At 68.4% G+C, this 6,989-nt stretch carries 7 protein-coding genes and 1 pseudogene; 5 read left to right on the forward strand and 3 right to left on the reverse strand.

The window, feature by feature from the left end:
* Window positions 1-209 precede the first annotated feature (209 nt).
* Together GRC12_RS40060 and GRC12_RS46815 are read right to left on the reverse strand one after the other, a co-directional pair.
* Complete coding sequence (locus GRC12_RS40060; protein WP_308286738.1) at window positions 210-875, reverse strand: LysR substrate-binding domain-containing protein; 666 nt, start codon at window positions 873-875, stop codon at window positions 210-212.
* Between the two features lie 95 nt (window positions 876-970).
* Window positions 971-1,099, reverse strand: a pseudogene (locus GRC12_RS46815) (helix-turn-helix domain-containing protein); the annotation flags it as partial.
* Window positions 1,100-1,173: 74 nt separating this feature from the next.
* Here GRC12_RS46815 and GRC12_RS40065 point away from each other — a divergent pair.
* The 3 genes from GRC12_RS40065 to GRC12_RS40075 all read left to right on the forward strand — a co-directional run bounded on the left by GRC12_RS40065 (window position 1,174) and on the right by GRC12_RS40075 (window position 3,939).
* Window positions 1,174-1,890: a class I SAM-dependent methyltransferase gene (locus GRC12_RS40065; protein ID WP_208785381.1), complete on the forward strand. Its 717-nt coding sequence runs from the start codon at window positions 1,174-1,176 to the stop codon at window positions 1,888-1,890.
* 961 nt (window positions 1,891-2,851) lie between these two features.
* Window positions 2,852-3,004: a hypothetical protein gene (locus GRC12_RS40070; RefSeq protein WP_208785382.1), complete on the forward strand. Its 153-nt coding sequence runs from the start codon at window positions 2,852-2,854 to the stop codon at window positions 3,002-3,004.
* Window positions 3,005-3,112: 108 nt separating this feature from the next.
* Window positions 3,113-3,939 (forward strand): IS5 family transposase gene (locus GRC12_RS40075; RefSeq protein WP_439959938.1). Its coding sequence is split into 2 segments (ribosomal slippage): window positions 3,113-3,445 and window positions 3,448-3,939, totalling 825 coding nucleotides; the frame shifts between segments, so codons are not numbered across the junction.
* Window positions 3,940-3,944: 5 nt separating this feature from the next.
* On the opposite strand, the gene GRC12_RS40080 is transcribed toward GRC12_RS40075, so the two are convergent.
* Window positions 3,945-5,204, reverse strand: coding sequence for an XRE family transcriptional regulator (locus GRC12_RS40080; protein ID WP_244374503.1), 1,260 nt, complete (start codon window positions 5,202-5,204; stop codon window positions 3,945-3,947).
* A 212-nt stretch (window positions 5,205-5,416) separates the two neighbouring features.
* Here GRC12_RS40080 and GRC12_RS40085 point away from each other — a divergent pair, with 212 nt between their 5' ends.
* On the forward strand, window positions 5,417-6,340 hold the full coding sequence (locus GRC12_RS40085; protein ID WP_208785385.1) for an HpcH/HpaI aldolase/citrate lyase family protein: 924 nt from the start codon (window positions 5,417-5,419) through the stop codon (window positions 6,338-6,340).
* Entirely contained in the window at window positions 6,333-6,866 is a 534-nt protein-coding gene (locus GRC12_RS40090; protein WP_208785386.1) for a MaoC family dehydratase, read from the forward strand. Before GRC12_RS40085 ends, GRC12_RS40090 begins: the two co-directional genes overlap by 8 nt.
* Window positions 6,867-6,989 lie beyond the last annotated feature (123 nt).

Below are 6,989 nucleotides of genomic sequence, written 5' to 3' on the forward strand. Positions count from 1 at the left end.
CTGGTGGGCTGGTGGGCTGGTGGGCCGGTGCCGTCGCCGCAGACCGTGGCAGCACTGGCGCACGCACTGCGCCTGCCCGTCGACGAACTCCTGACACTGCAGCAAGACGCAGCCGGGGGAGGGCTACGGCCTGGCCTGAGCAGGATGATCGGAAAGGGGCCTGCGGACGAGGTCCTAAAGAGATTTTCGAACCCCCTTCACAGCCTGAGTTAGGCGGTCTGTTCTGCCCGGGTGCGCTGGTCGGGCTGGGTTGCCGCCCAGGCTGCGGCGACCAAGGGGCGGTGTACGTCCGCCCTTCGGATGCAGACGCCGATGGCGAGCCGATCTGGTACGGATGAGGCGGTCACCTGGCGAAGTCTGGCGCGGAGTCCGCTGTGTTGCAGGACGAGATCGGGGACGATGCCCGTGCCGTAGCCCAGAGCGACCAGGGTGAGCAGCGCTTCATGGCCGTCGGTCTCGGCAGCGATGTGCGGACGGATACCCAGGTCTCGGAACCACTGGTCTGCGGCAGCGCGCACGAGTCCTCGCCGTGGCAGGACGAAGGGCTCCGACGCGGTGGTGAACTCCTCGTCGGCCACTGCGGGACCTGCCTGGACGAGGACGAGCGGGGTCTGTGTGATCTGCCGGGCGAGCAGGGTGGCGGGAATCCGCGCCGGGAGGGCTGCGACGGCAAGGTCGGCCTCGGCCTGGTCGAGCAGGGCAAGAGCGGCTGCGGCGTCGCCGGTGCGTAAGGAGATGCTCACGCGCGGGTGCGCGTCGCGCAGGGGGGTGAGCAGGTCGGGCAGGAAGGTGTGGCATGCGGTGACGGAGGCGAACACCCGCAGGTGTCCGCTGAGGTCGCCGTCCGCTGAATCGTCGTGTGGTAGCGGGCCCATAAGTCCAGGGCTTCGGCTGCATATTGGCGGAAGGCGCGGCCGTGTCGGGTCAGGCATACCCCGTGAGGGCCGCGGTCGAGGAGGCGATGCCCGGTGGCGGCCTCAAGCCGCTGCACGGTCCGGGACAGCGTGGCAGGGCTGACGTGGCAGTCCGTCGCGGTGCGGGTGAAGCTGAGCGTCTCCGCGAGGTGGAGGAAGAGCCGGTACTGGTCGTGGTCCTGCACCTTTCACCTTTCGCAATGCAGCGGTCCGTAAGTTGCCGTTGCCGTAAGTCCTGTGGGGAGCCTACAAACGGGGCATGCCACGAAGCGAAACCACGCATCCCCGTCCCGTCTGGTATTTCTTTGAATATGCGCCGGTCGGCATCGACTTGGGCAGCAAGGCCGCAGTCGCTGCCTACGACCGAAACCAGGGCACTGACCCGCATGTTGATGACGAGCTGCTGGACCGCTTGAGCGTCAGCGAGGGCACCCAACTGGTCGATCTTGCGTGCGGTACCGGCTCATTGGCCGTCCAGGCCGCACGGCGCGGGGCAGTCGCGCACGGTGTGGACGTTTCCGAGGAAATGCTGGCCTTCGCCAAGGCGCGGGCCGATCGGTTCGGTGTTGCACCGCAATGGCACCATGCCGGTTTTCTCGACTACGCCCACCAGGGCCCTCTCGCCGACGTGGTGACCACGAAGTCGGCCTTGCACCAGCTTCCGGACTTCTGGAAGCAGCGGGCGCTGATCAACGCAGCCGGGATGCTCCGTCCCGGCGGGGCCTTCTACTTGTGGGACGTGATCTTCAGTTTCGAGCCCTCCAGCGCAGACACACACCTGCAGCAGTGGATCGATACAGCAGGCCGCCCGGAGGGCGAGGGCTTCACCAGGGCCGACTTCGAAGCCCACGTCCGAGAGGAGTTCTCCACCTACTCCTGGATTGTCGAGGGGATGCTGCGACGAACCGGGTTCGACATCGTCTCCCGTGACTTTCCCCGTCCCACCCATGCGGAGTTCTGCTGCCGCCGCCGGTAGCCGCTCACACCACGCCTCGTTGGCGCAGGCTCAAGCATCGGCCGGTACCGGTTTCCTACCAGCAACACCGCCTCCACTTCGCTGTAGCCCTTCGGCGCGGCCACCGACAGAAACCCGCGGGTGATTGTCTCTGGCCTGCTCTGCCGTCCGCACCCCCCTCAGCCCTGCACACGACGCTCGTGACGTCGGAAAAAGATCCCCGACCTGTTCCACGCCTGCGTGCGGGACGACAAGGACAGCCCAGCTGTGGGGGATCCGGCTGCGTGTGCCATCAGACCTTCGTCGACCAGGAATTCGGTCTGCCCGTCGTCGCGCGGCACTACCGCACCGTGGGCGGCAACATCGAGTAATGGACCCGTCTCACCTACGCCCCGCTCGATCTGCGGCCAGGCGATGAGTTCTGCCGGCTGATCATCGATCAGACCGGGCCCCTCTGGATCCGGACGAGGGACGGCCTGCTGTCGCTACTGCCGGAGACAAGGGCAGGCGGCTACGGCACCGGGTACGGCGGGGGAGGCACGGAGCTCGCCCGGTACATCACCAGGCTCATCACCTCGGGCGGTGAGGACACAGCCGCACCATCGCAGAGGACCGGATACCAGCCCTGGAGTTCGGCGCGCTGCCGCGGCTGACCTGGCACCAGAGCAGTGCGTGGCGGCGGCAGATGGCGCGGACTTTCGACGGCCTGGCCGCCGACTGCCCGTCCGGCGCCGCGGTGCCGAGGTGGTGGTGTGCCGGCCGCGGCCGGTCACCGCGTTGACATGGCCCGTCAGACGCCTGCGGTTCGAACCGCGCTGTACGGGGGAGGAGATGGTCCTGCACCTCGGCATCGCCCGCGCCCTGGAGCTGACCCGCAACCGGCCGCGTCTGGTGGGGGACACGGTGGCCGGACTGCCCGTAGACCGTGCGGACTTCGCCTGGGACGCTTGCTCCGACGTCCTCTTCCAACCACGACGTGCTGATGCTGTTCGACGAATCCCTCGACGGCATCGAGCAGCCCGACAACGAGATCCACCAGTCACTGGGCATGGTCAACCTCGCGCCGCAGGAATGGTTCACCGCCTTCGATCCCGACCAGGCCCGCGATCCCGACCGTGGCTTCCACCACCCATGAAGCGAGGCCCACGCCCGGGGGCCTTGCCCTGCCTCGGGCTAAGAACTCCTAACAAAGTGGCGCTTCTTCCCTTGGAATGTGCATGTCTGATGGAGCGTTAGCCTTCATGTGAGAAAGGGTGAGCAGCTTCCGTGGGTCGTGCCCGATGAGTTGTGGGCGCGTATCGAGCCGTTGCTTCCGGTCGTGCCGAGGAGGGCTGATCACCCGGGCCGCAGGCGTCTGGACGACCGGAAAGTACTGTCGGGCATCCTGTTCGTGCTGTACACCGCGATTCCGTGGGAGTTCCTGCCTCAGGAGCTGGGCTTCGGTTCCGGAATGACGTGCTGGCGGCGGCTGCGGGACTGGAACGACGCGGGTGTGTGGCAGCGTCTGCACGAGTCACTGCTGGCCGAGCTGCACGCCGCCGGCGCTCTGGACTGGTCCAGGGCGGTGATCGACGGCTCCCACGTGCGAGCCATGAAGGGCGGCCCAAAACCGGACCGAGCCCGGTCGACAGTGCCCGAACAGGCTCCAAGCATCATCTGATCACCGAAGCGCACGGCATCCCGCTGGCCGCTTCACTGACCGGCGGAAACCGCAACGACGTCACCCAGCTCATGCCCCTGATCGAGGCCGTCCCGCAGGTGCGCGGCCGGCGCGGACGGCCCCGCCGATGCCCCGACACCATCTACGCCGACCGCGGCTACGACCACGACAAGTACCGCAGGCAGGTCCGCGCTGTCGGGATCACCCCGGTCATCGCCCGCCGAGGCACCGAACACGGATCCGGGCTGGGTGTCCATCGCTGGGTCGTCGAGCAGAGCTTCGCACTGCTGCACTGGTTCCGCCGGTTACGCATCCGCTGGGAGATCCGCGACGACATCCACGAAGCCTTCCTCAGCCTGGCCTGCAGCATCATCTGCTGGCGACGGCTGAGGAACCTCCCACTTTGTTAGGAGTTCTAAGCGGCTGCGAGCTGGAGGAGTTCGTGAACGCCCGGGGCGTGGTGGTACGGCTGGAATTGGGGGAGAAGGTCCTCGACGAGCTGGACGCAGCGGGGGGCGCCGATGCGGCGGGCCAGGAGCAGGGATTGGGTTGCGGCGGCCGCGGCGGGCTCGGGTTCTTTCAGATCGAGGTGGCTTGCGGCACGGTAGGTGAGGAACACGCCTTTGGTTTTGTCCCGGGCCGGGGGCAGTAGTCGTTCGCCTTCGGTGATGAGCTGATGGGCGCGGGCGGTGTCGCCGAGGTCGAGGAGGGCCTGTCCGGAGTCGACGGCGAGGTCTGCTTCGGACACCCAGGCGCACCAGGCGGGCCGGTCGGCTCCGGCGTCGGTGAGGTGTTTCTCGGCCGCTGCGAGGGCGCGCAGCACGGAGCGCCGTTCCCCGAGGTCGCCTCGCGCCGCGAGGGTCCGGGCGAGGCGCAGTTGGAGAAGGCAGCGGGCGGCGGGGTTGCGGGCGCGGGTCAGGGCGTGGTTGAGGATGCTGGCCGCGGTGGTGTGATCACCCTGCCAGGCGGCCTGGTAGGCGAGGTCGCCCAGGAGGCCGGCACCCATGTCGTGGTCGCCGGCGGCGTGGGCGTTGTGCAGGGCGGCGACCCAGTTCTGGCTGGCGTGGGTGTGGTTTCCCAGGTCGAAGCGGTGCCAGGCGATGGTCTGGGACAGGGAAGCGGCCAGGGTGTGCAGGCGCTGCCCGACGGCCGGGCTGTAGCGGCCGTGTTCGAGCAGTTCGGTCACCGTGGACAGGTGGGCATCCAGCAGCATGGTCGTGTGCTGTCGCTGCTCGGTGGGGAGGGTGGCGAGGTGCTGGGTGGAGTTCTCGAGGAAGGCGACGAAGTCGTCGCCGATCGGTTTGCCGCCGTGGGCCCGGGCGAGGGCGGTGGAGGGGCCGGCGGCCCAGTCCGCGGCCAGGCCGGACAGGGCGGCCCCGGAGATCGTGAAAAACGCGCGGCGGTCCATCGCTGTTCTCAGAGCCTCTCTCAGGGCGGACACAGAACTGTGGGGTCCGAGCGGGACCACGCCGTCGGCGGTGAGCGGCAGCCAGTTCGGCCAGTCGTCGGCGCGGACGATGTCTGCGGGCCAGCCGAGTGCTTCGGCGATGTAGATCTGGGATTCCTCGTTGGGCTTGACGCCCTTCTGCCATTTACGCACCCGCGCCTCGTCGGTGCCGGAACGCAGACCGCGCCGGGCGGCTGCGGCACGGATGCCGGAGACGAGCTCCTCCATCGTCATTCCGCACGCGAGACGTGCCACAACCAGGGGGTGACGGGTGGTGTCTTCCACACCTCCATCCAATCACTCAGTGCACCCGCCCGGTGACTTCTTCGCGGTACGGGACCCCCTCGGGACCCCCTTCAACCGGTCGACGAAGTCGAACAGTTGAGCCCATCCTCAGGAAGTCGCAGCAGACGGGGCAGCAGCAGACCACAGGAGGCGGCATGCAGTGTTCCCCAACTCTCCCCATCAGCAGTCAGAGTGCGCCCAACCGCGACCACAGCACCTGGCTGGTCACCCCGGCGTCCACTCCCGGCCGCTTCGAAGCAGCCGCCGGCTCGGGCGCGGACGTCGCCCTGCTGGACCTGGAGGACTCGGTCCCGGCTGACGGCAAGACCGCGGCCCGGACGGCAGTGATCGGCTGTCTGTCCGCGAGTGCGGAGAGCGTTGGCTCCGGCAACACGGTTCTGGGGGTACGGATCAACGCTCCAGGAACGGTGCATGGCCTGAAGGACCTGGTGGCGATAGCCGAGTCCGGTGTGCGGCCCGCCGTGCTGATCGTGCCCAAGGTCGAGTCCGCGCGGGACGTGGACATGGTCTCGAAGATCACCGGCGCCGAGGACGGGCAGCGTCGCGTCTGGGCACTGATCGAGACGCCCCTGGGCATCCGGCGTCTGAGCGCCATCCTGCAGGCCCCGGCGCTGGCGGGAGTGTTGTTCGGGGCCGCCGACTACGCGGCCGCCGCCCACTGCCGTCTCAACAGCCGGGCACTGTGGCTCCCGCGGTCCGTTCTTTCCGCTGAGGCCGCGGCCGCGGGCCTGCCCGCGATCGATTCGCCGTACTTCGACCTGCGTGATCCCGACGGGCTCAAGCGCGAGGCCGAAGAAGCCGTGGAACTCGGGTACCTCGGCAAGGTCGCCATACACCCTCGCCAACTCCCCATCATTCAGGACGCGTTCCGGCCGACCATCCAGGAACTCGCCGCAGCGCAGGCGGTGGTGGCCGCTGCCGACGCCGCCCACGGACAGATCACCACCGTTGACGGTCACATGGTGGGCCCGCCGCTCGTCGCCGCGGCCCGCGCCGTGACCGCCCGGGCGGGCGCCGTGCCCGCATCCGTCACGTCCGCGGAGGCCGGCAGTGAGTAGCCTCCCGCAGGGCTTTCGCCGCATCAGCGAGAACCGGATCCGTGAATCGGTCGGTCTCGGTCTTGAGGACTTCGCCGGCATCGTGGGCACGGTCATCGAACACCGGCCGGCCCGGACCGTGACGGAGACGGAACACGTCCAGATCCTCGCGCTCACCGGGAACGAGGCACCGGTCCACTCCGACATCGAGTTCTGCAACCGGACCGGCCGTGACCAGGTGCTGGTCTGCGGGATCCTCACCATGAACATCGTTTTGGGCCTCACCGTCCGCACCACGAGCGCCCTGACGACCGCGAACCTCGCCCTGGACGAGGTGCGCTTCGAGCAGCCCCTGCACGTCGGCGACACCCTCCGCGCGCAGAGCGAGGTCCTCACCGCCCGCCGTTCCAAGAGCCACCCCGAAAACGGCATCGTCTCCTGCCGGATCTCCGGCTACAACCAGCACGACCAGCGGGTCTTCAGCTGCACCCGCACCTTCCTCGTCCCCGCCGACGCGCACGTCGTGCGCGACACGACCAACTACTAGTGCTGTGACCGCGTTGGTTCGCCGGGTTGGTGGTCGTGGCGGTTGGATGTGGAGTGACGTCCGATCCGATCGCTGGAGGCGCGGTGGCCGAGCCCGTCCGTGTGCGCAGACTGACCGACCAGG

The sequence above is a fragment of the Streptomyces griseorubiginosus genome (genome assembly GCF_017614965.1).
Taxonomy (GTDB): domain Bacteria; phylum Actinomycetota; class Actinomycetes; order Streptomycetales; family Streptomycetaceae; genus Streptomyces; species Streptomyces griseorubiginosus_B.